General features: G+C 37.1%; 33 protein-coding genes. 7 read left to right on the top strand and 26 right to left on the bottom strand.

Features of this window, described 5'->3' with window-relative positions; genetic code table 11:
• Nucleotides 1-2: 2 nt before the first annotated feature.
• The 22 genes from secY to ACMA47_RS08985 all read right to left on the bottom strand — a co-directional run bounded on the left by secY (nt 3) and on the right by ACMA47_RS08985 (nt 11,449).
• Complete coding sequence (secY, locus tag ACMA47_RS08880) at nt 3-1,382, bottom strand: preprotein translocase subunit SecY (protein ID WP_062673613.1); 1,380 nt, start codon at nt 1,380-1,382, stop codon at nt 3-5.
• 9 nt (nt 1,383-1,391) lie between these two features.
• On the bottom strand, nt 1,392-1,841 hold the full coding sequence (gene rplO / locus ACMA47_RS08885) for a 50S ribosomal protein L15 (RefSeq protein WP_291904486.1): 450 nt from the start codon (nt 1,839-1,841) through the stop codon (nt 1,392-1,394).
• A gap of 21 nt (nt 1,842-1,862) precedes the next feature.
• Entirely contained in the window at nt 1,863-2,039 is a 177-nt protein-coding gene (rpmD, locus tag ACMA47_RS08890; RefSeq protein ID WP_027371710.1) for a 50S ribosomal protein L30, read from the bottom strand.
• 11 nt (nt 2,040-2,050) lie between these two features.
• A complete protein-coding gene (rpsE, locus tag ACMA47_RS08895) occupies nt 2,051-2,572 on the bottom strand; it encodes a 30S ribosomal protein S5 (RefSeq protein WP_002983245.1) in 522 nt (173 codons plus the stop codon).
• Between the two features lie 19 nt (nt 2,573-2,591).
• Entirely contained in the window at nt 2,592-2,945 is a 354-nt protein-coding gene (rplR, locus tag ACMA47_RS08900; protein WP_034694689.1) for a 50S ribosomal protein L18, read from the bottom strand.
• Nucleotides 2,946-2,960: 15 nt separating this feature from the next.
• Nucleotides 2,961-3,506 (bottom strand): 50S ribosomal protein L6, encoded by a 546-nt coding sequence (rplF, locus tag ACMA47_RS08905; protein WP_034694687.1) that lies wholly within the window; start codon nt 3,504-3,506, stop codon nt 2,961-2,963.
• 17 nt (nt 3,507-3,523) lie between these two features.
• Entirely contained in the window at nt 3,524-3,922 is a 399-nt protein-coding gene (gene rpsH, locus ACMA47_RS08910) for a 30S ribosomal protein S8 (RefSeq protein WP_034694686.1), read from the bottom strand.
• Nucleotides 3,923-4,068: 146 nt separating this feature from the next.
• Entirely contained in the window at nt 4,069-4,338 is a 270-nt protein-coding gene (gene rpsN, locus ACMA47_RS08915; protein WP_002983233.1) for a 30S ribosomal protein S14, read from the bottom strand.
• A 3-nt stretch (nt 4,339-4,341) separates the two neighbouring features.
• A complete protein-coding gene (gene rplE, locus ACMA47_RS08920) occupies nt 4,342-4,893 on the bottom strand; it encodes a 50S ribosomal protein L5 (RefSeq protein WP_062673609.1) in 552 nt (183 codons plus the stop codon).
• Between the two features lie 13 nt (nt 4,894-4,906).
• The gene (gene rplX / locus ACMA47_RS08925) at nt 4,907-5,233 is read right to left on the bottom strand and encodes a 50S ribosomal protein L24 (protein WP_029297774.1); all 327 of its coding nucleotides are present in this window, start codon (nt 5,231-5,233) and stop codon (nt 4,907-4,909) included.
• Nucleotides 5,234-5,254: 21 nt separating this feature from the next.
• The gene (gene rplN, locus ACMA47_RS08930; RefSeq protein WP_002983226.1) at nt 5,255-5,623 is read right to left on the bottom strand and encodes a 50S ribosomal protein L14; all 369 of its coding nucleotides are present in this window, start codon (nt 5,621-5,623) and stop codon (nt 5,255-5,257) included.
• A gap of 2 nt (nt 5,624-5,625) precedes the next feature.
• Nucleotides 5,626-5,880 (bottom strand): 30S ribosomal protein S17, encoded by a 255-nt coding sequence (gene rpsQ / locus ACMA47_RS08935; protein WP_027371715.1) that lies wholly within the window; start codon nt 5,878-5,880, stop codon nt 5,626-5,628.
• A gap of 12 nt (nt 5,881-5,892) precedes the next feature.
• Nucleotides 5,893-6,078 (bottom strand): 50S ribosomal protein L29, encoded by a 186-nt coding sequence (rpmC, locus tag ACMA47_RS08940; protein WP_034694678.1) that lies wholly within the window; start codon nt 6,076-6,078, stop codon nt 5,893-5,895.
• Between the two features lie 12 nt (nt 6,079-6,090).
• Nucleotides 6,091-6,516 (bottom strand): 50S ribosomal protein L16, encoded by a 426-nt coding sequence (gene rplP / locus ACMA47_RS08945; protein WP_034694677.1) that lies wholly within the window; start codon nt 6,514-6,516, stop codon nt 6,091-6,093.
• 98 nt (nt 6,517-6,614) lie between these two features.
• On the bottom strand, nt 6,615-7,364 hold the full coding sequence (gene rpsC / locus ACMA47_RS08950) for a 30S ribosomal protein S3 (protein WP_034694675.1): 750 nt from the start codon (nt 7,362-7,364) through the stop codon (nt 6,615-6,617).
• Between the two features lie 7 nt (nt 7,365-7,371).
• Nucleotides 7,372-7,770, bottom strand: coding sequence for a 50S ribosomal protein L22 (gene rplV, locus ACMA47_RS08955; protein WP_002983214.1), 399 nt, complete (start codon nt 7,768-7,770; stop codon nt 7,372-7,374).
• A 2-nt stretch (nt 7,771-7,772) separates the two neighbouring features.
• The gene (gene rpsS, locus ACMA47_RS08960) at nt 7,773-8,051 is read right to left on the bottom strand and encodes a 30S ribosomal protein S19 (protein WP_002983209.1); all 279 of its coding nucleotides are present in this window, start codon (nt 8,049-8,051) and stop codon (nt 7,773-7,775) included.
• A 2-nt stretch (nt 8,052-8,053) separates the two neighbouring features.
• Complete coding sequence (rplB, locus tag ACMA47_RS08965) at nt 8,054-8,875, bottom strand: 50S ribosomal protein L2 (RefSeq protein WP_027381305.1); 822 nt, start codon at nt 8,873-8,875, stop codon at nt 8,054-8,056.
• 22 nt (nt 8,876-8,897) lie between these two features.
• Entirely contained in the window at nt 8,898-9,188 is a 291-nt protein-coding gene (rplW, locus tag ACMA47_RS08970) for a 50S ribosomal protein L23 (RefSeq protein ID WP_002983204.1), read from the bottom strand.
• Between the two features lie 3 nt (nt 9,189-9,191).
• Nucleotides 9,192-9,821 (bottom strand): 50S ribosomal protein L4, encoded by a 630-nt coding sequence (gene rplD, locus ACMA47_RS08975; protein WP_034694672.1) that lies wholly within the window; start codon nt 9,819-9,821, stop codon nt 9,192-9,194.
• Nucleotides 9,812-10,435 carry a 50S ribosomal protein L3 gene (rplC, locus tag ACMA47_RS08980; RefSeq protein ID WP_413929516.1) on the bottom strand — a complete coding sequence of 208 codons (624 nt, stop codon included), beginning with the start codon at nt 10,433-10,435 and terminating at the stop codon, nt 9,812-9,814. The genes rplD and rplC overlap by 10 nt, the downstream gene beginning before the upstream one ends.
• A 249-nt stretch (nt 10,436-10,684) precedes the next feature.
• Nucleotides 10,685-11,449: a DeoR/GlpR family DNA-binding transcription regulator gene (locus ACMA47_RS08985; protein WP_413929837.1), complete on the bottom strand. Its 765-nt coding sequence runs from the start codon at nt 11,447-11,449 to the stop codon at nt 10,685-10,687.
• 116 nt (nt 11,450-11,565) lie between these two features.
• Between ACMA47_RS08985 and ACMA47_RS08990 the strand changes: the two genes are divergently transcribed.
• The 7 genes from ACMA47_RS08990 (at nt 11,566) to ACMA47_RS09020 (ending at nt 20,835) form a co-directional block, all read left to right on the top strand.
• Entirely contained in the window at nt 11,566-13,164 is a 1,599-nt protein-coding gene (locus ACMA47_RS08990) for a glycerol-3-phosphate dehydrogenase/oxidase (RefSeq protein ID WP_413929517.1), read from the top strand.
• Nucleotides 13,165-13,174: 10 nt separating this feature from the next.
• Nucleotides 13,175-14,671 carry a glycerol kinase GlpK gene (glpK, locus tag ACMA47_RS08995; RefSeq protein WP_309522550.1) on the top strand — a complete coding sequence of 499 codons (1,497 nt, stop codon included), beginning with the start codon at nt 13,175-13,177 and terminating at the stop codon, nt 14,669-14,671.
• Between the two features lie 23 nt (nt 14,672-14,694).
• Complete coding sequence (locus tag ACMA47_RS09000) at nt 14,695-15,426, top strand: MIP/aquaporin family protein (RefSeq protein WP_079240240.1); 732 nt, start codon at nt 14,695-14,697, stop codon at nt 15,424-15,426.
• 4 nt (nt 15,427-15,430) lie between these two features.
• Nucleotides 15,431-16,243 carry a hypothetical protein gene (locus tag ACMA47_RS09005; RefSeq protein WP_413929518.1) on the top strand — a complete coding sequence of 271 codons (813 nt, stop codon included), beginning with the start codon at nt 15,431-15,433 and terminating at the stop codon, nt 16,241-16,243.
• Nucleotides 16,244-16,414: 171 nt separating this feature from the next.
• A complete protein-coding gene (locus ACMA47_RS09010) occupies nt 16,415-16,837 on the top strand; it encodes a hypothetical protein (protein ID WP_413929519.1) in 423 nt (140 codons plus the stop codon).
• A 223-nt stretch (nt 16,838-17,060) separates the two neighbouring features.
• Nucleotides 17,061-18,038 (top strand): hypothetical protein, encoded by a 978-nt coding sequence (locus tag ACMA47_RS09015; protein ID WP_413929520.1) that lies wholly within the window; start codon nt 17,061-17,063, stop codon nt 18,036-18,038.
• 76 nt (nt 18,039-18,114) lie between these two features.
• The gene (locus ACMA47_RS09020) at nt 18,115-20,835 is read left to right on the top strand and encodes a hypothetical protein (RefSeq protein ID WP_413929521.1); all 2,721 of its coding nucleotides are present in this window, start codon (nt 18,115-18,117) and stop codon (nt 20,833-20,835) included.
• A 60-nt stretch (nt 20,836-20,895) separates the two neighbouring features.
• Here the strand turns inward: ACMA47_RS09020 and ACMA47_RS09025 are convergent, their stop codons facing one another.
• The 4 genes from ACMA47_RS09025 to ACMA47_RS09040 form a co-directional block, all read right to left on the bottom strand.
• Nucleotides 20,896-23,100: a reprolysin-like metallopeptidase gene (locus ACMA47_RS09025; protein ID WP_413929522.1), complete on the bottom strand. Its 2,205-nt coding sequence runs from the start codon at nt 23,098-23,100 to the stop codon at nt 20,896-20,898.
• Between the two features lie 145 nt (nt 23,101-23,245).
• Entirely contained in the window at nt 23,246-23,752 is a 507-nt protein-coding gene (locus ACMA47_RS09030) for a low affinity iron permease family protein (RefSeq protein WP_413929523.1), read from the bottom strand.
• A gap of 126 nt (nt 23,753-23,878) precedes the next feature.
• Nucleotides 23,879-24,166 carry a hypothetical protein gene (locus ACMA47_RS09035; RefSeq protein WP_413929524.1) on the bottom strand — a complete coding sequence of 96 codons (288 nt, stop codon included), beginning with the start codon at nt 24,164-24,166 and terminating at the stop codon, nt 23,879-23,881.
• Nucleotides 24,167-24,181: 15 nt separating this feature from the next.
• The gene (locus tag ACMA47_RS09040) at nt 24,182-26,353 is read right to left on the bottom strand and encodes a TonB-dependent siderophore receptor (protein ID WP_413929525.1); all 2,172 of its coding nucleotides are present in this window, start codon (nt 26,351-26,353) and stop codon (nt 24,182-24,184) included.
• Nucleotides 26,354-26,665: the final 312 nt, after the last annotated feature.

Here is a 26,665-nt window from a genome sequence, read left to right on the forward strand (position 1 = left end):
AATTAATATCCAGTCGTTCTTGATAATTTAGACTGCATTAAGCCATCATAATGATGGTTCAGCAGATATGTATTAATCTGTTGAACTGTATCTAAAATTACACCCACCATAATTAATAGGGACGTTCCCCCAAAAAATAGGGCAAACGCATCTGTCTGAACAAAGGTTCCATGCACAATTGCCGGAAGGATTGCAAAGATAGACAAAAATATTGCACCTGGCAAGGTAATTTTTGATAAAATATCATCTAAATAATCAGCGGTCTCTTTTCCTGGTCTTACTTTTGGTACTAAACCTCCATTTCTCTTCAAATCATCAGCCATCTGGTTTACCGGAATTGTAATCGCAGTATAGAAAAATGAGAAGATAATAATTAATAGCGCAAACAATACGTTGTACTGCCAGCTAAAAACATTCTTGAAACCTGCAAGAAAAGTATTAGACTCATCGAATTTTGTTAATAATCCTGGTACGAACATCAATGCCTGAGCAAAGATAATCGGCATTACACCAGCAGCATTTACTTTCAATGGAATCCATTGTCTTGCTCCCTGCATAAGATTTCTGTTTACACCTCCTCTTGCTTGAGCTCTGCTTACATACTGAATTGGAATTTTTCTAACAGCTACTGATAAGATTACTGCTAAAAGAACAACCAACATCCAGAATAATACTTCAATAAGGATCATGATAGATCCCATTCCTCCTTTTCCGTTCTGCACGGCCATCTCCTGTACGAATGCCTCAGGTAATCTTGAAAGGATCCCCACCATAATAAGGATAGAGATACCATTTCCGATTCCCTTATCGGTAATCTTTTCACCTAGCCACATTGCAAATACTGAACCGGCAACCAAAATAACAATACTTGGTAACCAGAACATAATTGAATTTGGCTCTACATAGTATGCAGACTGGAACTGAGCATATGGTAAGAATAATTGAGTAATAGAAGTTAAGTAAGAAGGTGCCTGTACCAGACAAACTCCAATCGTTAACCATCTTGTAATTTGGTTCAATGTATTTCTACCTGACTCTCCATCTTTCTGAAGCTTCTGAAGATAAGGAATAGCCATCCCCATCAACTGAACAATAATAGAAGCAGAAATATAAGGCATGATTCCTAACGCCATTACGGAAGCGTGGCTGAAAGCTCCCCCCGTAAACGACGAAAGCAAGCCAAGGAGACCTGCTCCTTGCTTGTTACCGCCTTGATTTTTATAATGCTCTAAGAGATCTCCCACCTCTGCAAGGTTAATCGCAGGAAGCGAGATATAAGATGCGAATCTATACACAAGGATAATACCTAAAGTAAAGAGAATTTTATCTCTAAGTTCTTTAAGACTCCAAATATTTTTAAGTGTTTGTATAAATTCTTTCATTAGTAAGTATTATAAGGTAATTGCTTTTCCACCTGCTTTAGCAATAAGCTCTTCAGCAGATTTAGTGAATTTGTCAGCAGAGATTGAAACCGCAGATTTCAATTCTCCCCTACCCATAATTTTCACTAATTCGTTTTTAGAAACTAAACCGTTTGCTACTAAAACTTCTTTCGTAATATCTCCAGTGATGGATTTGTTCTCGATTAAAGTTTGAATAGTATCAAGGTTAACTCCTCTAAACTCTTTTCTGTTTACGTTTTTGAATCCGAATTTAGGTAATCTTCTTTGTAAAGGCATCTGTCCACCTTCGAAACCGATTTTTTGAGAATAACCAGCTCTAGCTTTCTGACCTTTGTGACCTTTTGTTGAAGTACCTCCTTTTCCGCTACCTTGACCTCTACCAATTCTCTTTGAGTTGAAAGTAGATCCTGCAGCAGGTTGTATGTTATTTAAATTCATTTTAATTTCTCTTTTATAAAATTATTTTTGAACTTCAAGTAAGTGTCCTACAGCAGCGATCATTCCTAAGATGGAAGGAGTAGCTTCATGTTCTACAACTTGGTGAAGTTTTTTTAATCCTAATGCTTCAAGCGTTCTCTTTTGGGTTTTTGTTCTACCAATAGCGCTTCTTACTTGCTTTACTTTAATTGTTGCCATTGCTTTAATTATTAACCGTTAAACACTTTACTTAGAGAAATCCCTCTCATTCTAGCGATTTCTTCAGGTCTTCTGATGTCTAATAACGCTTTGAAAGTAGCTTTCACTACGTTGTGAGGGTTAGAAGATCCTTTAGATTTTGAAAGGATATCGTGAATACCAGCAGATTCCAATACCGCTCTTACCGCACCACCGGCGATAAGTCCTGTACCGTGAGAAGCAGGTCTTAAGAAGATATCTGCACCACCGTATCTAGCAGTAGTTTGGTGAGGGATAGTATGGTTCATTACAGGAACTTTCACAAGGTTTTTCTTAGCGTCTTCAACTGCTTTAGCAATTGCAGAAGCAACCTCTTTAGATTTTCCTAAACCGAAACCGATAACACCTTCTTCGTTACCTACTACAACAATAGCAGAAAATCCGAAAGCTCTACCTCCTTTTGTTACTTTTGTTACTCTGTTAACAGCTACGAGACGATCTTTTAATTCTAATCCTCCCGGTTTTACTCTTTCTATATTATCTAGTCCTAACATATTTTCCGAAATTTAATGATTAGAATTTAAGTCCACCTTCTCTTGCACCATCAGCTAGAGCTTTCACTCTACCGTGGTAAACGAATCCGTTTCTGTCAAATACAATACTTTCGATTCCTGCAGCGATAGCTTTAGCAGCGATAGCTTTACCAACAGCAGCAGAAACTTCAGTCTTAGTACCTTTAGCGTCTACACCTTTCTCTCTTGAAGAAGCTGATGCTAAAGTTTTACCATTTTTATCGTCGATTAACTGAGCGTAAATTTCCTTATTACTTTTGTATACAGATAATCTTGGCAATTCAGAAGATCCAGAGATTTTCCCTCTTACTCTTCTTTTGATTCTTATTCTTTTTTCTAATTTACTTAATGCCATAATACTTATAATTTATTAAGCAGATTTACCAGCTTTACGTCTAACAATTTCTCCTACGAATCTTACACCTTTTCCTTTGTATGGCTCAGGCTTTCTGAAAGAACGGATCTTTGCAGCTACCATTCCTAGAAGTTGGTTGTCGTGAGACGTTAAAGTAATAATTGGGTTTTTACCTTTTTCAGTCAATGTATCAACTTTTACTTCACCTGGAAGTTCTAATACGATACCGTGAGAGAATCCTAAAGCTAACTCAAGTTTTTGACCTGCGTGTGAAGCTCTATATCCTACTCCTACTAGTTCAAGTTTCTTTTCGAAACCTGCACTTACACCAACAATCATGTTGTTGATTAACGCTCTGTATAGACCGTGAAGTGCTTTGTGTTGTTTAGAATCAGATGGTCTGTTTACGTTAAGTTCACCATCTTTCTGTTCTATAGTAATTCCTGCTGTAAGCTCCTGAGAAAGTTCTCCTTTAGCTCCTTTTACAGTTACTACACCGTTATTTTCAGTGATTGTAACTCCAGCTGGAATTGTTATAATTGCTTTACCAATTCTTGACATTTTCCTCTGATTAAAAATTAATAAACATAGCAGATTACTTCACCGCCTACTTTCTCTTCTCTAGCTTTCTTGTCAGTCATTACTCCTTTAGAAGTAGAGATGATAGAAATACCCAAACCGTTTAGTACTCTTGGAAGTTCAGTAGAACCTTTGTACTGTCTCAAACCTGGTCTAGAAGCTCTTTGGATAGACTTGATAGCTGGTTTGTTAGTTTGCTTATCATACTTTAAAGCGATTTTGATCACTCCTTGAACAGCGTTATCTTCAAACTTGTAGTTTAAGATATACCCTTGATCAAATAAGATCTTAGTAATCTCCTTTTTGATTTTCGATGCAGGAATTTCCACCACTTTGTGGCCTGCGCTTTGTGCGTTCCTTACTCTAGTTAGGAAATCTGAAATTGGATCTGTTACCATTTTTCTTTTATAAATTATTGGTTAAAGAACAATCAGTTTTGAAAAGACTTGAAGAGTAAAATATCAGACTTCAGAAATCTTCGGTCTGATATTTTTATCTTTAGTATCTCGACAACTTAATTGTTCCGATTTTTAATTAGTAATTATTACCAACTAGCTTTTCTTACACCTGGGATAAGACCGTTGTTTGCCATTTCTCTGAAAGTTACTCTGGAAATACCGAACGTTCTCATGTATCCTCTTGGTCTACCTGTTAGTTTACATCTGTTGTGTAATCTTACAGGAGAAGCATTTTTAGGCAATTTTTGAAGTCCTTCGTAATCACCAGCTTCTTTAAGAGCTTGTCTTTTAGCAGCGTATTTAGCAACTAGTGCTTCTCTTTTGCGCTCACGCGCTTTCATTGATTCTTTAGCCATTTCTTAGTTCTTTTTAAATGGTAAACCGAAGTGAGTTAATAATGCTTTAGCTTCTTTATCTGTTTTCGCAGTAGTAACGAAAGTAATGTCCATCCCTTGGATTTTTTTCACTTTGTCAATTACGATTTCAGGGAAGATAATCTGCTCAGTAATACCTAAGTTGTAGTTACCTCTACCATCGAAACCATCAGCTTTGATTCCAGAGAAATCTCTGATACGAGGCAAAGCAGAAGCAGTAAGTCTGTCTAAGAATTCATACATTCTGTCAGCTCTCAATGTTACTTTAGCACCTACCGGCATTCCTTTTCTCAATTTGAAAGCAGCTTCGTCTTTTTTAGAGATTGTACCAACAGCCTTTTGACCAGTGATATTTGTAAGCTCTTCTACAGCATAATCAATGATTTTCTTGTCTGCAGTAGCATCACCTAAACCTTGTGATACAACGATTTTCTCTAATTTAGGTACTTGCATTACTGACTTATACCCGAATTCTTCCATCATTGCAGGAACAATTGTCTCTTTATATGCTTTTTTGGGTCTTGCTATATATTCCATGTGTTATTTAAAATTATAAAGTTTCACCCGTTTTTTTGTTGATTCTTACTTTCTTATCTCCTTCGATTTTGTAACCTACTTTGATAGCTTTTCCGTCTTTACCAACTAAAGCTACATTTGAGATATGAATAGAAGCTTCCTTTTCAGTAATTCCTCCTTGAGGATTAGAAGCTGAAGGCTTAACGTGTTTTTTAACGATGTTAAGTCCTGCAACGATTACTCTTGGGTCTCTACCTTCTTTCTTGATCACTTCAATAACTTCACCAGTCTTACCTTTGATATCTTTCTTACCAGTAGTAATGATTACGTTATCTCCTCTTTTTATTTTTAACTTTGACATTTCTTTTAAAAATTTTAAAAATTAAAGTACTTCAGGAGCTAATGAAATGATTTTCATATATTCTTTGTCTCTCAACTCACGAGCAACTGGTCCGAAAACACGCGTTCCTCTCATTTCTCCCGCTGCGTTTAGTAATACACAAGCATTGTCGTCGAATTTGATGTATGAACCATCTTTTCTTCTTACTGCTTTTTTAGTTCTTACTACTACAGCTTTAGATACCTGACCTTTTTTAGCGTTTCCAGATGGTGTAGAATCCTTGATCGTAACAACGATTTTATCACCAACTGAAGCATATCTTCTTCTGGTTCCTCCCAGAACTCTGATCACTAGTACTTCTTTAGCACCTGTGTTATCAGCAACTTTTAATCTTGATTCTGTTTGTAACATTATTACTTAGCTTTTTCAATGATTCTTACTAATCTCCATCTCTTGCTCTTGCTCAAAGGTCTAGTTTCCTGGATCAAAACTGTATCACCTTCTGTGCATTCGTTGTTCTCGTCGTGTGCAGTATATTTTTTCGTTTTCAAAACGAATTTACCGTACATCGGGTGCTTTACTCTTGTAGTTTCACTAACAACAATAGTTTTTTCCATTTTATTGCTGGAAACCACTCCGATTCTTTCTTTTCTTAAATTTCTATCCATTGTAAAATGAAATTATTGTTTGTTAGTTAACTCAGTGTTTAGTCTTGCGATTGTTTTTCTCAAATCTCTGATTTGAATCGGGTTTTCAATTGGGCTGATTGCATGAGCCAATTTCAATTTAGAATATTGAGCTTTTGCTTCAGTTAATTGAGCTTGAATATCACCCGCGCTTAAATTTTTAATATCAGCATTTTTCATTGTATTCAAAGATTATAGAGGTTTAACAAAATCGTTAGCAACGATGAATTTAGTAACTACTGGTAATTTTTGTGCAGCAAGTCTAAGAGCTTCTTTCGCAATTTCGTAAGGAACTCCTCCAACTTCGAACATAATTTTACCTGGTTTTACTACAGCTACCCAATATTCAACAGCACCCTTACCTTTACCCATACGTACTTCCGCTGGTTTCTTAGTAATTGGCTTATCTGGGAAGATTTTGATCCATAGTTGACCTTCTCTCTTCATATATCTTGTCGCAGCGATACGAGCTGCTTCAATCTGTCTTGCAGTGATCCAAGCTCCTTCCGTTGCTTTGATCCCAAAAGTTCCGTAAGCAAGTTGACTACCTCTTTGGGCATTCCCCTTCATCTTCATCTTGTGAACTCTACGGAATTTGGTTCTTTTTGGTTGTAACATAATTTCTAAATTTTAGATTTTAGATTTTAGATTTTAGATTTTTTTTAATTTTAAAAAAGTAACGGTAATTTAAAATTCAAAATTTCTAATCTAAAATTTTAATTATTATTGTTATTGTTGTTGTTTTTTCTAGGTCTTCTGTTGTCTCTGTCTCCTCCTCTGTTTCCTCTGTCTGACTGACCTCCTTTTTTCTGTTGTCCCACTAGTGGAGAAAGTTCTCTTTTACCGTAAACTTCACCTTTCATGATCCAAACTTTAACCCCTAGTCTACCGTAAGTAGTGTGAGCTTCTGCCCAGTGGTAATCAATATCAGCTCTGAAAGTTGACAATGGAATTCTTCCTTCTTTGAAAGATTCTGATCTTGCCATTTCAGCTCCGTTTAATCTACCAGAGATTTGAACTTTGATACCTTCAGCACCCATTCTCATAGTACTTGCCATTGCCATTTTAACAGCTCTTCTGTAAGAAATTCTGTTTTCAATTTGCTTAGAAATACTATCAGCAACTAGTACAGCATCTAATTCAGGTCTTTTGATTTCGAAAATGTTGATTTGAATATCCTTACCTGTAAGTTTCTTCAACTCTTCTTTCAATTTATCAACTTCCTGACCTCCTTTACCGATGATAAGTCCCGGTCTAGCAGTAGTAATAGTTACTGTAACTAATTTTAAAGTTCTTTCAATATAAATTTTTGAAATACCACCTTTAGATAATCTAGCTTCAAGGTATCTTCTGATTTTATAGTCTTCAGCGATTCTGTCTCCATAATCGTTTCCACCAAACCAGTTAGAATCCCATCCTCTGATGATACCTAATCTGTTACCAATTGGATTTGTCTTCTGTCCCATACCTTGATTAATTTTCTTTGTTACCTAAGATTAATGTAACGTGGTTAGATCTTTTTCTGATTCTATACCCTCTACCTTGTGGAGCTGGTCTTAGTCTCTTCAATTGTCTTGCACTATCCACAAATATTTCTTTAACGATAAGGTTTGCTTCCTCGATGTCAGCACCTTCGTTTTTCACTTGCCAGTTAGCCATAGCAGAAAGAAGTAATTTCTCTAACTTGTTAGAAGCATCCTTCTTAGAATATTTTAAGATATAAAGTGCTTTGTCTACCTGCTCTCCTCTAATGATATCAGCAACTAATCTCATTTTTCTTGGAGAAGACGGGCAATTATTTAATGAAGCTTTTACAACGTCTTTGTTAGCTTCTTTTCTTGCGATTGAACTATCTTGTTTTCTTGATCCCATGATTATCTGCTTCCTTTGTTTTTGTTACCACCATGACCTCTGAAAGATCTTGTTGGAGAAAATTCGCCTAACTTGTGACCAACCATGTTTTCTGTAACGTAAACCGGGATAAAAGATTTCCCGTTGTGTACAGCAATAGTTTGTCCTACGAAGTCCGGAGAGATCATAGATGCTCTAGACCAAGTTTTGATAACTGTCTTCTTACCAGACTCTATATTTGCCTGAACCTTCTTATCTAAAGTATGATGAATGAACGGTCCTTTCTTAAGTGATCTTGCCATAATTATTTTCTTTTAGATACGATGTAACGGTTAGACACTTTGTTTTTCTTTCTAGTTTTGTAACCTTTAGCCGGTTTACCGTTTCTAGATCTTGGGTGACCTCCTGAAGAACGTCCTTCACCACCACCCATTGGGTGATCTACTGGGTTCATTACAACCGCTCTTGTTCTTGGTCTTCTACCTAACCATCTGCTTCTACCAGCCTTACCTGATACAGTTAATTGGTGATCTGAGTTGGAAACTGAACCAATCATTGCCATACATTCAGTAAGGATCATTCTTGATTCTCCTGAAGGCAACTTGATGATTGCATATTTACCATCTCTGGAAGTTAATTGAGCTGAAGAACCAGCACTTCTTGCTAAAATTGCACCTTGTCCAGGCTTCATTTCAACACAAGAGATTACAGTACCCAATGGAATATTTTTCAATTTCATTGCGTTACCTACGTTTGGTTCAACGCTTTCTCCTGATACTACTTTCTGATCAACTTTGATACCGTTTGGAGCGATGATATATCTCTTCTCTCCGTCTGCGTACTCTAATAAAGCGATAAATGCAGTTCTGTTTGGATCGTATTCTACAGATTTTACAGTTGCTTCAACGTTTGCTTTGTTTCTTTTGAAGTCAATAATTCTGTATTTCTTTTTGTGTCCACCTCCGGTGTAACGCATGGTCATTTTACCTGTTTGGTTACGTCCACCTGACTTTTTAATACCAACTGTTAGAGATTTCTCTGGTTTGTTGGTAGTAATTTCCTCAAAATTGTTTACAATTCTGAATCTCTGTCCCGGGGTGATAGGTTTTAATTTTCTAACAGACATTACTATTATTTATAATTAATAATTAATTTACAGCAAAAATATCGATAACCTCACCTTCAGCAAGTTTGATTACCGCTTTTTTCAATTTATTTGTCTTTCCTACTTGAAGACCTTTTTTAGTGTACTTTGAAGAAACCTTCGGAGCATAAATCATTGTGTTAACGTCTGCTACTTTTACACCGTAAGCTGCTTCAACAGCTTTTTTGATCTCGATTTTATTCGCCTTAGGGTTAACTAAGAAAGAATAAGAACCTCTTAAATCTGTAAGGTAATTAGCCTTTTCTGAAATAACTGGTTTAATAATAACTGACATGATTTATTTCTTTAAATTTTCCTGGAATTTTTCAACTGCACCTTCGAAGAAAATGATCTCACCAGCGTTTACTAAATCGTAAGAACTGATCTCGTTGAAGTTCATTACTTTAGTTTTAGGTAAGTTTCTTGAAGATAAATACACATTCTTGTTAGCTTCAGGAAGAACGAATAAAGATTTTTTACCGTTAAGTTCCAATGCATTTAATACATTGATGAAATCTTTAGTCTTAGGAGCGTCAAAGCTCACATCTTCTAAAACTTTAATGCTGTTGTCTCTCATTTTTTGAGATAAAACAGATTTCTTAGCCAATCTCTTAAGAGCTTTGTTCAATTTGAATCTGTAGTCTCTTGGTTTTGGTCCGAATACTCTACCTCCACCTCTGAATACTGGAGATTTGATATCACCGTATCTAGCAGATCCTGATCCTTTTTGCTTCTTAAGCTTTTTAGTAGAAGCAGTAATTTCGCTTCTTTCTTTTGCTTTATGAGTACCTTGTCTTTGAGCAGCAAGATACTGCTTAACTTCTAAGTAAACCGCGTGCTGATTTGGCTCAATTCCGAATACTGTTTCGTCTAGAGTTACTTTTCTTCCGGTCTCTTTTCCTGATGTATTTAATACTACTAGTTCCATTTTCTGATAATTACATAAGAATTTTTAGCTCCCGGAACAGCACCTTTTACTACTAAAAGATTTTGTTCTTGATCAACTTTTAACACTTGAAGGTTTTGAACAGTTACCTGCTTACCTCCCATTCTTCCAGCCATTCTCATCCCTTTGAATACTCTTGAAGGGTCTGAACCAGCACCGATAGAACCTGGAGCTCTAAGTCTGTTGTGCTGACCATGAGTTGCCTGCATTACACCTCCAAATCCGTGTCTCTTAACAACACCCTGGAAGCCTTTACCTTTTGAAGTTCCTGTTACGTCAACATATTCACCTTCAGCGAATAGATCAACTTTTACTTCTTCTCCTACTTTAGCATCAGCAAATCCTACGTGGAATTCTACTAATTTAGCTTTAGGAGCAGAACCAGCCTTTTTAAAATGGCCAGCTAACGCTTTACCAACGTTCTTCTCACTCTTGTCATCGAAACCTAACTGAACAGCTGTATAACCGTCGTTTTCTAAGGTTCTGACCTGTAAAATCGAGCATGGACCAGCTTGAATAACTGTACAAGGAATGTTTTTTCCTTCTTCGTTAAACAAAGACGTCATACCGATTTTTTTACCAATAATACCTGACATTGTTTATATTATAATAAAATTTATCCTTTATTTATCACCATTTTTCGGAAGTCTGAAGTAATTTCTACTTTTGATATAGGCATACTACGCCCCTAAAATGAGTGTGCAAATGTATGAATAATTTTGTAACTGACAAATATTTCGACTAAAATATTTTGATTTTTAATCAATTAGATGATTTTGAAAAAATTCAGAACCAATTTCCCAAAGATTTATTTTGATTTTGAAAAAGAAATTAAGATGAAGATCTTATTGAGCCATCACCTTCACTCCCACTTCTTCCAGTCCGGCCATGTCTTCAGCACAAATACCACTATCCGTAATAAGATAATCCACCTGATCTAAACCTGCAATCTTCCCGAATCCTTTCTTATTTAATTTGGAAGAGTCAGCAAGAATCACTGTCTGATCTGCACATTCCATCATAATCTGATTCAAATGAGCTTCTGCAGCATTGGAAGTACTGATTCCAAACTCTGGATCAATCCCGTCTACGCCCAGAAAAAGTTTATTACATGAAAACTGTTTTAGAATTCCTTCAGAAATAGAACCCACTATAGAAGTAGAGCTTTTTCGCACCTCGCCTCCCAACTGTATAATATTAATGTTAGGATTATTACAAAGTTCAATAGCCACCCGTAAAGAAGATGTCAATACCGTAAGCGGCCCAAAGTTCATCAGCATCCTGGCAAGATAATGCATTGTTGTTCCGGACGCCAGTATAATACAGTCGTTTTCCTGAATCAATGACAATGCTGCTTTGGCAATAGCCTGTTTCGCTTCCACATTGATGCTTTCTTTCTCCCCTACATTTTTTTCATAAGCATATCTTACCTGCTTACTTGCTCCTCCATGATTTCTGAAAAGAAGCCCCAGGCTTTCGAGATAGTTCAGATCCTTTCGGATCGTAACCGAAGAAACATTGAGCTTTTCACACAGATCCTGAACAAGTACATGTCCTTTCTCATCAAGCTCTTTAAGTATTTCATCCTGCCTTGGTAATAGCTTTTCCATTTTATTCGTTTCATCAAAATTACCGTTTTTTTTCGACATCTTAAAATTTCATTTATTTTCTTTTTGCTTTCATTTTTAATTTATATATTTGAAAACGAAACATAAACGAAACATTTATGAAACGAAACGAAGAACTCAATAAGTTAACCAATGTAAAAGAATGGGACTTTATTGTCATAGGAGGAGGAGCCAGTGGTTTAGGTTCAGCATTAGATGCGGTAAGCAGAGGATTCAAAACTTTATTGCTTGAATCTCATGACTTCGCAAAAGCAACATCCAGCAGAAGTACCAAATTGGTACACGGCGGAGTTAGATATCTCGCTCAGGGAGATGTCGGATTGGTAAAAGAAGCATTAAAGGAAAGAGGACTCTTAGCAAAGAACGCAGCTCATATCGTAAAAAATCAGTCTTTCATTATTCCGAACTACACATGGTGGGGAGGAATCTACTATAAGATAGGTTTATCTGTTTATGATTTCCTTGCGGGAAAACTAAGCCTGGGTAAAACGAAATACATCAGCAAAGCGAAAACAGTTGAAAAGCTTCCTACTATTGAACAAAATCATTTAATGAGTGGTGTTGTTTACCAGGACGGACAGTTTGACGACGCAAGACTTGCCATTAACCTTACCCAAACAATCATTGAGAAAGGAGGAAGCGCTGTCAACTATGTGAAAGTGATCAACCTTTTGAAAGATGCTTCTGATAAAGTAATAGGTGTCGTTGCAGAAGACCAGTTTTCCAAACAGCAATATCAGATCCATGGTAAAGTAGTGATCAACGCTACCGGTGTATTTACAAATGATATTCTTAATATGAATAACCCTAAGCATGGTAAACTGGTGGTACCAAGCCAGGGAATTCACCTTGTTCTGGATAAATCCTTCCTGAAAAGCGATGATGCTATCATGATTCCGAAAACATCAGACGGCAGGGTTTTATTTGTTGTGCCATGGCATGACAGAGCCTTGGTAGGAACTACCGATACTCTTTTAAAGGATGAAAGCTTTGAGCCTCGTGCACTGGAAGAAGAAATCAGTTTTGTTTTAAATACAGCAAGACAATATCTGGCTAAAAAGCCAACGCGTGAAGATGTGAAATCCGTTTTCGCAGGTCTTCGTCCGCTTGCTGCTCCTAAAGATGGAAGCAAAAGCACCAAAGAGGTTTCCCGAAGCCATAAAGTTATTACTTCAGAAACCGGATTAGTTTCTATTATCGGAGGAAAATGGACTACCTACCGTAAAATGGCAGAAGACACCGTAGATGAAGCAATGAAAGTTCACAGATTGGGAAATAGCCCGTCTAAAACGGAACATCTTTCTATCCATGGAAATGTAAAACCAGAACAGGTAGACAGAACCAACCACCTATATGTTTACGGATCTGATATTCCTTCTATCAAAGCCTTGCAACAAAGCAATCCGCGTTACGCTCAGAAGATCCATCCGGATCACCCTTTCACTGTAGCAGAGATAGTATGGGCTGTAAGAGCTGAAATGGCAGAAACCATAGAAGATATTCTGGCAAGAAGAGTACGTTTATTATTCCTGGATGCCAGAGCTGCTATAGACAGCGCACATCATGTAGCAAGAATCATTGCTGAAGAAAAAGGATATTCTGAAGAATGGGCTCATCAGCAGGAAAATGAATTCATTGAATTGGCAAGAGGGTATTTATTAACGCCTTATTCCCCTAAAGTTATCAACCTAAATTAGCACTATATACATGAATGAAAAGCTTATCCTCGCTCTAGATCAGGGAACAACTTCCTCCAGAGCGATTCTCTTCAACCATAGTGGAGAAATAGAATATGTATCTCAAAAAGATTTCAGACAAATATTTCCCACCCCAGGCTGGGTAGAGCACGATCCAAACGAAATCTGGTCTTCACAGATCTCCGTAGCAGCAGAAATTATAGCAAAGGCAGGAATCTCCGGACTGGAAGTTGCCGCTATCGGAATTACCAACCAACGTGAAACTACCATTGTTTGGGATAAAGAAACCGGCGAACCCATCTACAATGCTATTGTATGGCAGGACCGCAGAACTTCAAAATACTGCGACGAACTGAAAGATCAGGGACATGCAGAAACGATCAAAGAAAAAACAGGACTGGTTCTGGATGCTTACTTTTCTGCCACCAAATTAAAATGGATTCTTGATAATGTAGAAGGAGCAAGACAGAAAGCCGAAGAAGGAAAATTATGTTTCGGAACTGTTGATACATGGCTTGTATGGAAACTGACTCGTGGAAAAATGTTTATCACAGACGTTTCCAATGCCAGCAGAACAATGCTTCTTAATATTCATACTTTAGAATGGGATAATGATTTATTAGAATTATTTGACATTCCTAAAAATATTCTTCCTGAAGTTAAGCAAAGCAGTGAGATATACGGAGAGACCGCTACTACTCTATTCTCTACCAAAATTCCAATCGCGGGTATTGCCGGTGACCAGCAGGCTGCTTTATTCGGGCAGATGTGTACCACTCCGGGAATGGTAAAAAACACTTACGGAACAGGATGTTTCTTGCTAATGAATACAGGAACAGAAGCTGTTTCTTCTAAGAACAACCTTCTTACAACAGTAGCCTGGAAAATTAATGGCGAAGTCAATTATGCTCTGGAAGGAAGTGTATTCGTAGGAGGCGCTGCTATCCAATGGCTAAGAGATGGTCTTAAGCTTATTCATTCTTCTGATCAGGTGAATGAACTGGCTGCTTCTGTAGAAGATAATGGAGGCGTTTATTTTGTTCCTGCATTAACTGGCCTTGGTGCTCCTTACTGGGATCAATATGCTCGTGGAACGATTGTAGGAATTACCCGCGGAACTACTGATGCCCATATCGCAAGAGCAACACTGGAAGGAATTGCATTTCAGGTTTATGATATTGTAAAAGCAATGGAAGCCGATTCAGGAAGAGCAAGTCTTGAATTAAGAGTAGACGGTGGTGCTTCGGCAAGTGATCTTCTGATGCAGATTCAGTCTGACTTATTTGGATTTAAAATAACAAGACCAAAGACATTGGAAACTACCGCTCTTGGAGCAGCCTACCTTGCAGGACTTGCAGTAGGATACTGGAAAAGCATAGATGAAATCCAGGAACAATGGATTGTAGACAAAGACTTCCACCCACAATTAAACAGAGAACAGGTGGATAAAATGACCCACTTCTGGAAGAAAGCTGTAAAAAGCGCTCAAAGCTGGATAGAAGATTAACTCACTCATCAAAAAAAACTTATATGACCCCATTTATTGCAGAAGTTATCGGAACGATGCTTCTTATATTGTTAGGCAACGGTGTTGTAGCCAATGTTGTCTTAAAAGATACGAAAGGAAATAATTCCGGATGGATTGTTATTACTACCGCATGGGCACTGGCTGTATTTGTGGGAGTAACCGTTGCAGGGCCAATAAGTGGGGCCCATCTGAATCCGGCTGTAACCATTGGCCTTGCGACAGCAGGAAAGTTTTCGTGGGACCTGGTTCCCTCTTATATTGCAGCCCAAATGATCGGAGGAATGCTGGGTGCATTTTTAGTATGGCTATTTCATAAAGATCACTTTGCCATTACAGAAGATGAAGGTGCAAAACTGGCCTGTTTCAGTACAGGTCCGGCTATCAGAAAAACATCTTCCAATCTTATCAGTGAGATTATCGGAACATTTGTACTGGTATTCTGCGTCTTCTATTTTGCAGATCCAAGTATTTCTTTACAGGCAGATCCAACAGCCAAAGTAGGATTAGGTTCTATTGGAGCAATTCCTGTTACGTTTGTAGTGTGGGCAATAGGCTTATCTCTTGGAGGAACTACAGGCTATGCCATTAACCCGGCAAGAGATCTTGCCCCAAGAATTATGCATGCAATTTTACCTGTAAAAGGCAGCAGTGACTGGAGCTATGCGTGGATTCCTGTAGTAGGCCCGATTACCGGAGCTATTATCGCAGCAGTATTATATGGATTTTTAAAATAAGCACATGATGAGAAAAATCTTAAAAGGGATCTTCTTTCTTGTTTTAGGAACAGGAAAGCTACTTTCACAGGAAAGTGCTGAAGCCAAGGAATCCAAAGAAGGAAGACTTGATTTTACAGCCAACATTCAGAACAATCATTTATGGAGAGGTCTTATTATTACTGATAAACCCGTTGTGATGGGAAATCTGTCGTATGCTTTGGATGCAGAGAAAAAATGGAAGGTAGGAATCTGGGGAGCATCAGCACTGGCGGATGATAAAGACAACACTCATTATAAAGAGATCAATTATTATATTCAATATTCTGACGGACGTTTTTATATTGGACTATGGGATCTTTACAACTCCCGAAACATCAATACTGAAGTGGCTGCTGATGATATCTTCAGCTATTCACAAAGAAGAACTGCTCATATTATTGATTTAAGGACCAACTATACTTTCGGACCATCATTCCCGATCAATATTGAAGCTGACATCATGCTGTATGGAGGAGCCAATGCAGGAGAAGTTATTCTGGAAGCTGATGGAAGTTACAAAAAGAACAGATATTCTACCTATGTACAGGCAAGCTACCCTGTTATTAAGGGGCAGAAAGTCAATCTGGATGCATTTGTAGGAGCAGGATTCGCTCTTAACGACAAAACGTTTTTATATGGCAATGGCCAAAACAGCTTTGACATTGTAAATGTAGGGGTAAAGGCTGGAAAGGTTGTTAAGATTACCGATCATTACAGTCTTCCTGTAACCATGATGGCGATGTGGAACCCATCCAATAAGTTTGCAAGGATTCAACTTGCAGCAACTGTTTTTTAATCCAACTTTAACCCAATTATAGAGAAGTCACTCCTTTTGGGGTGGCTTTGTCATGATGTTACAATTAAAAGGTAATCTATTTTGTAATCCAGCAGTTATTCTAAAATACAATAACCGTTTTTTTACGGTAGCTGTTTTGCTTAAAAATCTTTACTTTTGAAAAAAATATCTATGAAAAAGTTTTTCAGTGTAATGATTCTGTGCATCAGTATTTTTACGTGGGCACAGCAGACAGAGCTTCCTTTTATTGGATACAGAGCTTTTGATATCATGAAAGGATATAGTGGCACAGGTACTCCTCATTATTATCTGGATCTCAAAAATAATGGCGATGTACATTTTGGATACGTTCAGGTGAATCAAGCCAGCGGAGAAGAAACAACAGAAGAAATCAATGTTGGTCAATACGCACCCAATAAGGTAATGAAAGTAGTTTTTAAAAAATTTGAAGAAACGTTTTTCGTGAAATTCGATAAAGAAAAGATTTACCTTACCGATGAAAAAGGAAATGTTAAGAATCTTGAAGGCTGCTGCTCATCCACTGAGAGCATCAATAAAGAAACCTGTACCTGCGAAAGCGAATTTTTTAAGTAGTATAATAATATATAGAGAAAGCCATTCCATCAGGGGTGGTTTTCTTGTTGTTGGGAACACCCAATAATTGTAAAAAAGTACTATTGTAATTTTCCATCAGCAAAACCTTTATACATTTGTAACAGCTCACCTTCGCATCATCAGCTATCATTCTTTAATCACCGGGATTTTACGGTTTATATTCTGCCAAAATATCTTTAATTTTAAAGGGTGATTTACACCAATGAAGCATTTAAAAATTTTATTTCTATTTCTCCTCTTTCTTACTGTATCATGCAACAGAAAGGAGAATCATCCTTACACGTTTTATTACTGGAAAACCAAACTGAAGCTTGACAATACAGAAAAGAAAGCATTAGATAAAGCTACCATTCCTTATTTGTACACCAGATTCTTTGATGTGGATAAAGTGAATGGGAAATTTCAACCTGTTGCAGTCATCACCAAGGATCAGAGTTTTCAGACAGACAAACAGATTGTTCCTACAGTTTTCATTACCAATCAGACCTTGTTGGGTATCTCATCAGAAGAGATCAGATTTCTGGCAGAAAGCATTCATCTTTTAATCCAAAAGAAAGCAGAAGAATATCATCTCAAAACCCATAATGAAATTCAAATCGATTGTGACTGGACAGCCGGAACAAGGAATGATTATTTTAAATTTCTGAAAGAACTCAAAAGAGTCTCCGGAAAAGAAATTACCTGTACGCTTCGCCTTCATCAGGTGAAAGATAAAAAGCAAACCGGAATTCCTCCTGTGGAAAAGGTATATCTGATGTGTTACTCCACTTCATCACCTCTGGAAAAATCTGATAAGAATTCTATTCTGGATGTGAATATTCTGAAAAGCTATCTTTCAAAGATGGAAGATTACCCTATCAAAAAAGTTGAAGTGGCACTTCCAATTTATTCATGGGGAATTGTTACCAACCATTTAGGAAAACATAAACTCATTAATGCCTTATCAAAAAGAGACCTGGAAAACTCCCATTTCAAAAAGATCTCAGATCACGAAGTTGAAGTCATGAAAGACGGATTCTACTTTGGAAGTTATTTAAACAAAGGCTTTAAAATAAAGGTAGAAGAAATCTCCGAAGAACAGCTTAACGATGTTATTGAGTTTTTACAGAAAAAAATCCCGCATTTTAATATTATTTATTATCAATTAGATAGTAAATTTGTGTTAGACCGGAAATTTTAATCTTTTAAAGATAGAGGCACACTTGCCTGAACCAACCATCATACAATATTAAAACTAAAAAAACACTACACACCCTATGAAAAAGTATATTCTTTCACTTGCGGTTGTATCACTTTTCTATACACAATCTGACGCGTGTGCGTGGTCAGATCCTGATTATGATTACTTCAACCTTTTTACGCAAACCATCATCAAGGACAAGGCTTACCTTCCTTTTCTGCACAATTATTCAAGCAGATTTTATGGTGGATATAACTCTGCATTGATTCCTGATGACAATGTGGAAACCTGGAAAAAGTTCTTCAACAATCAGCTGAGCTATTCTGAAACCCAGAATCTGGTGTATAAGATCACCATGAACGACCTGAATGCTTTAAAGAACGGAAATCCTACCAACCCTCTTTTACAGAAACTAGGTACAGGATTTTACCAGAAATATAAGGAAGGCATTGATTATTTGATTGAAGCCAAATATCTTGAACCCTACATGAGCATCAATTATATAGAAAGTGAAAACTCATTCTATTACGACAGGGATGCCAACAGAAAAAATGCTACTGCTCTGGATTACAATAAAACGATCGCAGCTTTAACCTCTTTATACAATGCAGCGAGAAATCCTGAAATCAAACAACGTTACGGATATCAGCTGGTACGTCTGAATCATTATACAAGAAATTATGATTCTGCAGTACAGGCTTTCAAAACGTATGTCGCTCCCATCAAACTAAAAGGAACAGTCTACTTCATGTCTCTGGACCAATTGGCAGGAGCACAAAGAGGAATGGAAATGAACAGTGATGCCAACTGGAACTTCTTTCAGGTATTCATGAACAGCAAAGACCGTAAAGAATCTGCATTTGTTTCTATGAAGCTTTCAGATACTGCCTCTTTCAGCAACATTATGAAAAGAGCCCATACGAATGAGGAAAAGAATATGGCTTATTTTCTTTTAGGCTATGAAGATTTCAACAATCCTATTCCAATGATGGAAAAGATGTATGAAATCAATCCTGATTCTGAGATTCTGAAGGTAATGGCCGCCAGAAGTATCAATGAGCTTGAAAGAAGCTACCTGCCTACTTATTATTATACTTCAGAGGCTCAAAAAGCAGCATCAAAAGAAAATTCAACGGATAATACCGTAAAAGCTCAAACTACAGATCAAACCAAAACTGAAGTAAAGGAAGAAAAGCTTTCTTTCTGGCAGAAAATTGTAAGGTTCTTCAAAAACCTTTTCGGAGGTTCCAAATCTGACAAAAAAGGTGACAATGCTAAAGCAGATCAAAGTGATGATGAGCTGTTCAGCAATCCGGACAGAATTCCATTCTACAACAGAACGGGCTATTATTATGATGAAAAAACACAGGACTTCCTTAACGACCTGGAAAAATTCACAGATAAAACAAAAGAAAAGTCTAAAGATGAATACTGGCAGATTGCAGATGCATATCTTAAGTTTTTAAAGAAAGACTATAAAGAAAGTTCTGAAATTCTGAATGACATCAAAACGACCAATCCGGAATATCTGGAGGAAATCAAAAGGATGAAAGTTCTGAATGACATTGTTTCTCAGCCGAAAATTGATGCAGACTATGAAGACCATCTGATGAAAGATTATGCAGAATACTTTGTAGAGAAAAAAGTAGTGAAAGATACAGCAACTACCGATAATTTCGATTATTATGGTGAAGTCCCTTCTACTGCAGATTTCCTTAAAGATGTTATTGCGAACCGTTATTTTCTTCAGGGAGAGGACGGAAAATCATTCCTGATGAACAATAAACTTTCAGATCTGCAGTACAATCCGAACTCCAGTCTGGTAAAAAGCGTGGAAGAGTTTTACAGAAAGCCAAATAAAACCCAGTTTGAGCAGCAGATTATCGCCAAAAATATGGACAGCGTAGGTAACATTGATGCTTTCTTCAGTACCATTTATGGTGACAGAGCGATGAGACTTGCCGACTTTGAAAAGGCAAAAGCTTATTATGAAAAAGCAAAAAACTTTGCCGGGATTCCAAGACAAAATTACGAATGGACAGAAAAGAATGGTCAGACCATTACTCCAAAACAATATGCTCCTGCAGAATACAACGGGTTTAAAAATATTTCAAACCTTGTCTTCGGACATAATGTGTGGGAAAGTTTCGGAAGTCCTGATACGGAAAGCATGAAAGCAGAAAACTATACTGATTTCCCTTTCATCAAAACAAGCATGGACAAACTAGAGCTGGCAGATGCACTGATTCAACTGAAAAAGATCGGAAACGGAACAGGTGAAAAAGCAGCAAAAGCCAATCAACTGATCGGAAACTTATTGTACAATACTTCTATTTTAGGATATTATCGCCAATTGTTTGTCATGGATATCGACAACACCAACGGAGGTAAATATGACTTCTGGAATACAAATCAAAAGAATCCTTACAAGTATTATTACAAAAACTTCCTTGATACTTCTTATATTGAGCCTGATAATTTTGACCTGTCAATCAACTATTATCAAAAAGCCCTTAAGCTTTCCAATAATAAAGAGGAAAAAGCAAGAATCTTATTCCAGATGGCAAGTGCTGAACAAGGCAAGTATTACCAGTATGAAGCAAAAGCCCCAAAAGATTTCGATTATTCTGATCCTAAATGGTCTGAAAAAGAAGATGCCAGACAAAAGGAAATGGACAATCTTAAAAACCAGAAATACAGAACCTATTTTGCCCAGTTGAAAGCTCAGTATTCTGATACTGAAACAACGAAGAACTTAATGGGAAGCTGTAGTTATTTCAACTATTTTATGAGATAATACAAACCATAAAAAAACCTCTGATGACTCAGAGGTTTTTTATTTTGATTTTTTACTGGATTATTTTTTCACAAACTTGGTTGTACTTTTCTCTTCCTTATTATTGATGGTAATAAAGTAGACTCCTTTCACAAGAGTTCTTACATTAATTTTCCCCTCTCCTATAGTTCCTTTTGCAATTATCTGCCCCGGAGCATTGAAAATTTCATAAGAAGCATTGGAAGAGACATTCATCACATTCAACACATCTTCTACAGGATTTGGATAGATCTTAACAGACTTCACATTTCCAGCTTCAGAAACTGCCAGTAGACTTGAGACGGTAGCCTGCTTCACAGCGTAGAAAATATTTCCGATTGCTGAAACTCTCAGGTGAATCGTTTTCCCTGCTAAAGATGCAGGGATGAAAACGTTTGCCGACCCGTTATTTGGAACTGATGCAACAAGGTCATTCCAGGTTGCTCCGGCGTCTGCAGTATAATCAATTTTTACGTTAGCTACATTATATGGAGATGCTGTTGTTCCTGAAACGGTCCATGCAATTACAGAATTGGCATTAGGTGTCAATGATGTTGTATTTACAGTAAATGCGGCTGCAGATCCCACAACTACAGTCTGGGTAGCATAAGCCGTCTGAGCCTGTCCTCCTGGTTTGTTATCTCTTACCGTCACGCGGAAGTTCGTAGTTCTTGCCACTGTACTTGCTGCTTCAAAATCAGTTGTATTTTTTACAGCTCCTCCCAATACGGTTGCCAGTTTAGGGAAATATCTGGTAGGATTGGTGGTAGGCATCCAGGATCTGAAGCTTGCTCCTGAACTTGTATTTCCAATATTAGTTTTGGTTACCCCATTAGCCAAACTACTCGAGTTCACTTGTTCCCAGCAATAAGTCAGAGCATCTCCATCCGGATCTGTTGCTGATGCTGTCAGTACAAATGCTGTGGATTTAGGAATCGTATAGGTTGTATTCATTGCGGTTACAACAGGTGGATTATTGGTGATTGGTGTTTCCACATCAACAGTTACTGCAGCAAGATTAGCCTGTACCTGATCAATACTTACACTATGAAAATAGGCATCAGAATTTTGCTGAACATCAGTATTTGCACCTGTAATCCCGGCATAGCCCATAATTGTAGATCCCGATCCTGGTTCCACACATACGCCTGTTCCTTCATTAAAACTGTAGGTATGATTATCTCCCAATTGATGTCCTATTTCATGAGCTACATAATCTATGTCAAAAGTATCTCCCATTGGGATACTATTTGCTGGAGAGGTAAAACCGCTTCCTTTGTAGTTATTTGGAGAAGGTGAATTATTACAATCAGGATCAATAGTTGTAGATGTATCATTACTCCCTATACAGCCTATACAGCCTGCATTTCCTCCTCCTCCAGAAGCTCCGAACAGGTGCCCGATATCAAAACTAGTATCTGTAACACCATAAGCCCCTCCATGCAATGTATTCATCAGTTCATAATTCCATTTACACATCTGGCTGGAATCACTATAAGGATCGTTAGCGGCGTCAGTAAAGATCAGGTTAGGAGCATCAATCGCATTAACATGCAGATTAAATTCTTTTTCAAATACACCGTTTACTCTTGATAAAGTAGCATTGATCTGTGCTAGTGCGCCAGCAACACCACCAAAATAGGCGGTATACTCACCCGTAACAGACATGGCCAATCGAAGGGTATGGAAGGTTTTATTATTTGATTTTGCTGCTGCTCCAATATTCTTGAGCTTTTCAAGATTAGCTACAGTTTCTTTATCTTCTTTTGTAGAGCAGGCAAATGCATGTCCGCTTTTATTAGTTTTTCCATGTACGGAATAAAAAGCCTTATCAGATGTGGCTGGTTCTATAAATTCATATTGACCGTTGGCACCAATCATCATAGACTGGAAATCATGGGGAGCAACACTGAATCTGATATATTTAATAGGATCATCAACGCCAATTCCGACATAGGAACCCAACTGGTATTTATTAGCCAAGGTTTCATCCATTACCGGAAAACTGTTGACTGTAAATTTCTCTATTTTACCTTCAAGAGTAGGAATATTGATCGTGATGGGAGAACCTTCACCCATTTTAGGAGCTCTTAGCAACTGTGTTCTTATCTGATCAATATCAAGCTTGTAGTAAACAGAATGATCACTCTTTTTTATTATTTTCTGCTGAGGCAATCCTCTGCTCCATTGTGCATTTGCAGATATTGCCAACAGCAATACCGGCAAACAAAATAATTTTGCTTTCATATGTTTTTTTTAAAATAAAAGTAAATATTTATCAAAACAAACACTAAAAACAAGATTAAAAATTAAAAACAAACACTAAAATCCATAATAACACCAATGGGAGAATTAAAAAAAATCATAATATTTAAAAATATTTAGAAAATTTTCAATTCTGTTTCTTATGTTCCTGTTTCTGCATCCATTCTTCATGTTTTCTTTTAAAGAACTCATATTTGTAATCATGGTTCCTTTGTGCTGCATCAATGGAATGAGACGTATGGATATCCGCATCTTTTTTGGCAAGCTCACCCAGCTTTTCATAGTAGACGTGAAGCTGATCCAGCTCTGCTTCTGTAAGATCTTCAATATCCACAATCCGGTTGCTTGCTTTTTCGTGAGCCGCAATAAGCTCATTGAGTTTGATCTGTATGGCTTTTGAGTCTTTGTTCTGAGCTTTCTGAATGAGAAATACCATCAGAAAAGTAATGATTGTAGTTCCAGTATTAATTACCAGCTGCCAGGTTTCAGAATAGTCAAAAAAAGGTCCTGAAACTGCCCATACTACTACAATAAGAAAAGCTCCTATAAAAGCATACGGACTTCCTGTAAATTTTACAGCCCAGTTTGAAAATTTCTCAAAAAAGCTATGGTTCATTTTTCCCATGGTTATCATTTTATAGATTGATTAAATGTATAAAATTAACAGGAATCAGGAATCATAAATACAAACAAAAACATTAAGACAATACTACTGTCTTAATGTTTTCTAATTAAAATTGATATGAATGTGTGAAATATATTATTTGATTTTTCCTGAAAAACGGTTTTCAAGGTTCTGTTTTTCTTCTGCTATCATACTCTTTCCGATTTGAGCAGATGAAAAAGGTTTTGGATAAAATGTATTATTCCAATGATCCTTCCAGGGAGAAATGTTCCCCCAAGAGTATATACTTTTAGGATTATTGTAACTTTTTTCAATATTTTCTCTGGCTGTTTTCAGTTCTTCTTCAGACAAATGCTCTTCGGAACATGAAGCTAAACCAGCTACGGCAATCAATGATAAGAATACTGTTCTGGTAATTTTCATAATATTTTTTTTGAGTTAGAATTTATAGTTTACCTGTACAGCAAAGTTTCTCGGCTGAATCTGGTCAATGTACCCACCTCTGAAATAAGAGTTATACCCTACAGAATCAAAGATGTTATTGAAGAACCCTCTTAATCCTAATCCATTTTTGAAAGAATATCCTATCTGAGCATCTACTGTAGTATACTGCGGCATAAAGAAAGGTTTTTCTCCCGGCTGAGTTCCGTTCACATAGCCATTTTCCGTATTGCTATATTTTTGTTTATAATCATCCACCGGTCTTTCTCCTACAAAATAAATTCCTGCTCCTACGTCAAGCCCTGTAAGAACCCCTGTATCGAATTTATAATTTAACCATGCATTAGCAGAATGCTTAGGGGTATTAATAGGTGCTGAACCGTTCACAAATGAAGGACTGTCTTTATACTGTGCATCCACATAAGCCCATCCCGTCATTACCTGTAGATTGGGAAGAATTTTACCGATCAACTCCACTTCAACCCCTTTTCTTTTTAAGTTCCCTGCAAGTGCATATTTTCCTGTAGGATTTCCACCATCAAGAAGTTCGTAGGATAAATTATCTGTATTGATATCAAAAACGGTTACATTAAATCTTAATCTTTCATTTAGCCAGTCGGATTTAATCCCAGCCTCCCATTGTTTGGTAGTAGATGCTCCAACAGTTCCTCCGCTGAACAATACATTATTGGAACTTCTCAACGCTGTAGTACTTGTATAGGAACCAAAGATGTTCATATTTTCAATAGGAGAAATCATAATCCCCAATGAAGGGTTCCATGCATAATCTTTTTCTTTATCTGAACCGATTAATCTGCTATAACGAACTCCTAAATGAGCCTTAATATATTTGTTGAACGTAATAACATCCTGCGCCATTAATCCCATAGTAGGCGCTACTGTATTAATAGCATTCGCTGTTGATAGGTCTATGTTCACTCCAGCAGGAAGAATATTGTTGATTTCATTCAGAACATTAATCTGGTCTACATCTTTAGCTTTATAAGAAGTAGTTGTAACATTAGATTCTTTCCAGTCAAAACCTACCTGAAAAGTATGTTTCATGAACCCTGTCATTACATCAGCCCCGATAAAATCAAATTGAAATACTTTATTTAAATCCTCTCTATCAGATCTTGTCAATGTTCTGTTACGGAATTCCGTTGGATTATCTCTCTTTAAAGGAGCCAGAGCTGCACCCACAATTTCAGTCTGATAAGATGAGCTCATATAAGCAGCTCTTAATTTTAATTTCTCAGTCAGCTTTCGGTTTACAGTTGTTGAAAAGTTGAATGTTTCAGTCTTTGCATTATCTGTAGAAAATCCAAGGAATTTTCTTCCCGGCATTCTGTATATTGCCTCAGTGTCTCCTTTAGCTAGGTTTACAGTTCCTCTATCCGGTGTTGTATTGTTATGCATATAATCCATTTCCACTACAATTTCCGTTTTATCATCCGGACGAATGGCAATAGATGGATTTACATAAATACGTTCTGTATTAATAAATCTTCTGAAGCTGTTATTATTTTGATAGGCAGCATTTAATCTAACAGCAACCTTCCCTTGAGAATCTAGCACTCTCTGGAAATCAACTGTTGGTCTATAGAAATCCCAGCTTCCATATCTGAAACCTACATTAGTCTGATTGATAAATTTAGGTACTTTTGTTACCACATTAATCACACCTCCTGCTGATCCCAGACCATCACCAATTCCTTGTGTAACGGCAGCAGAGCCTTTAATTATCTGAATACTTTCTATTCCCTGCATATCAGTAAGCATTCCCGCAGTACGGAAATCGGAATCCATCTGTACTCCATTCTTTAAAACTGGCACTCCTCGGTATCCTCTGATAGACATACTTTCTCTGGTCCCTCCATAGCTACCGAACTGGGTCACTCCCGGAACATTCTTTGCTACATCAGTAACGGTCAGCCCTCCCAGGTCTTCAATTACTTTATGAGAGATTACAGAAATACTCTGAATCTGGTCTCTGGTTTTTAAAGGCAATCTTGTAATTGCTTCTAAACCTTGCGGTTGCTTTTTTCTTTCACCGAATAATTCTACTTCATCAATTTCTTTCGACTTTTTGATAGAATCATTAACTTTCTGTGCATTTACAAAAACCCCACCTAATACAAGCAGAGAAAAGGATACTACTTTATTCATCTGATAATTTTTTGCAAAATTATTATTTTTATTAATTCTAAATAAATAAACAAGAGTGACATATGTCACCCTGAAAAGAACTATTAATATCAGATCATTAATCATATCCAGCGACCTATTGTAATCTCCAAACAGATCTATAGCATCCTTAAGGGTTATCCTCCCAAGGTCTTTTATGGTTACAGAAAGTACAATTCAAAAAAAAGCAGATTTGGTGATATACAAATCTACATCCTTCGCATGTTTTAGCATTTTAGGTTGTATGCATAAAAAAAATCCGTCCCTGAAAAGGAACGGATTGTATAATCATTG

Origin of the sequence: Chryseobacterium sp. T20 (assembly GCF_047345655.1) — a bacterium.
GTDB lineage: Bacteria > Bacteroidota > Bacteroidia > Flavobacteriales > Weeksellaceae > Chryseobacterium.